Annotated in this window: 3 protein-coding genes; 2 read left to right on the forward strand and 1 reads right to left on the reverse strand. The window is 76.9% G+C overall.

Going from position 1 to position 1,809, the window contains the following annotated elements:
- Together BQ9890_RS16070 and BQ9890_RS01650 are read left to right on the forward strand one after the other, a co-directional pair.
- Window positions 1-678: LysM peptidoglycan-binding domain-containing protein (locus tag BQ9890_RS16070; RefSeq protein ID WP_230297767.1), on the forward strand; the 678-nt coding region annotated here is incomplete at its 5' end.
- On the forward strand, window positions 675-1,154 hold the full coding sequence (locus BQ9890_RS01650; RefSeq protein WP_078062154.1) for an Rv3235 family protein: 480 nt from the start codon (window positions 675-677) through the stop codon (window positions 1,152-1,154). The genes BQ9890_RS16070 and BQ9890_RS01650, both read left to right, overlap by 4 nt.
- Before the next feature lie 110 nt (window positions 1,155-1,264).
- Here the strand turns inward: BQ9890_RS01650 and BQ9890_RS01655 are convergent.
- A partial coding sequence (locus tag BQ9890_RS01655; protein WP_407638864.1) for a hypothetical protein occupies window positions 1,265-1,809 on the reverse strand: 545 nt, incomplete at its 5' end.

Genomic DNA, 1,809 nt, shown 5'->3' on the forward strand with positions numbered 1-1,809 from the left:
GCCCCGCCCACGAACCTGCCCGGCGCGCCGGCAGTGTCGGCACCCGCGGCGCCGGATGCCGCTCCCGGTCAGGACCCCGTCCCTCCCCCACCCGATGACCTCACGTGGGGCGCACCGGGGGGACCCGGGACGGGGGCGGGCACGCCCACGCCGAGCACGGGGAGCACCTCCCCGGCACCGGGTCCGGCACGCAGCACCCCCAGCGACGCAGACCCGTCCTGGACCCCCGGCTCCCCACACGGCGCGGCCCGGACCTCGGACCCCACGCCGGGCGTGTCGCCACAGGGGCAGGGACCGACGGGCACGGGAAGAACCCTCAGTCGCAGTCCCGAGATCGGGCACACCGGGGTCGGAGCGCCGGACCCGGTCCTCGCGGGACTGCGGGCGGACGCGGGCCCCGGGGCGCAGGTGTCCTCCGGCGGCACCGGGACGACGGTGGGCGATCCCGGCACCCACTCCCCCACGCCCGGAGACACAGCCACCGCCGCGGTCCACGTCGTCGTCCCCGGGGAGAGCCTGTGGACGATCGCCGCCCAGCACCTGGGAGCGGACGCGGACGACGAGCGGATCGCTGCCCTGTGGCCCCGCATCCACGCCGACAACGCGGAGATCATCGGCACCGACCCGGGCCTCATCCATCCGGGCACCCACCTCCGGATCCCCGGGAGCCGACCATGAGCGCCGCCGGCACCGCACGTCGGGCCGCACCGTCGGTCCGCAACGGCGACCCGTGCATCCGGTGGGACATGCGCCGCGACGTCCGGCCCCGCGACCTCAGTGACCTCGAGGAACGCCTGCGCCCCGACCCCGTGCGCCCCCTCGCGGCGACCCCTCCCCCCGACCCGGAGGCCTGGGCCGCGGGCCTGGCTCGCGGCGTCGTGGAGATCCTCTGCGGTCTGCGCCCCCTGGAGCAGCTGCGCCGCTGGGTGGTCCCGGACCTCTTCGACCTGCTGGGCACGATGCTCCCGGCCGGCAGGGACACGCGCGTGCGGGCGGGGTCGTGCCGGGTGCTCTCGGCTCGCGCCTGCTCCCTGCGCCCGGGGGCCGTGGAGGTCTCGGTGGCCGTGCAGGCCGGGCCGCGCACCCGCGCCGTGGCCGTGCGCCTGGAGGAGTTCCGGGGACGCTGGCTCACCACCGCCCTGGACGTGGCCTGACGGTCGCGGTCACGGGACCGACGCGCGGCGCTCCGCCCCCGGGACCGACGAGGGCGGGGTCGGCGTGCGCAGACCCGTACCGGGGATCCGGTGTCCGGTCACTCCCGGGTTCAGCGACGCTTCTTCGACTTCTTGGCGGCAGCACGGCGCTGGGCCCGGTTGGACCCGGAACCCGATGCCGGGGACGACCCGCCGGAGGAAGCGGTGGATCCCGTACCCTCACCGTCGGAGCTGGTGTAGTTCAGTCGTGTCGGGCGCTTCTCCCGCCCGACATTGCCCATGACGGAGGCGGCACGCGCCAGGGCGGCGGACTCGTGCTGTCGCTGCTCCGCGGCCTCCTTCGCGGCGGCCTCCTTCTCGGCCGCCTCCCGTGAGGACTGGGCGGCCCGGTCGTCGCCCTCGTGCGTGTCCTGCTCCGGCTGCCCCTGGCCCGTTCCCTGCCCGGCCGCACAGCGGGTCGGGGCGGGTGCGGCCGGGCAGGGAACGGGCCAGGGGCAGCCGGAGCAGGACACGCACGAGGGCGACGACCGGGCCGCCCAGTCCTCACGGGAGGCGGCCGAGAAGGAGGCCGCCGCGAAGGAGGCCGCGGAGCAGCGACAGCACGAGTCCGCCGCCCTGGCGCGTGCCGCCTCCGTCATGGGCAATGTCGGGCGGG

The organism is Actinomyces provencensis, from assembly GCF_900155435.1.
Classification (GTDB): Bacteria; Actinomycetota; Actinomycetes; order Actinomycetales; family Actinomycetaceae; genus Pauljensenia; species Pauljensenia provencensis.

Bases quoted from the DNA above. Each gene is read 5' to 3' on its own strand.
- BQ9890_RS01650 (WP_078062154.1), top strand. From the start codon at position 675: ATGAGCGCCGCCGGCACCGCACGTCGGGCCGCACCGTCGGTCCGCAAC.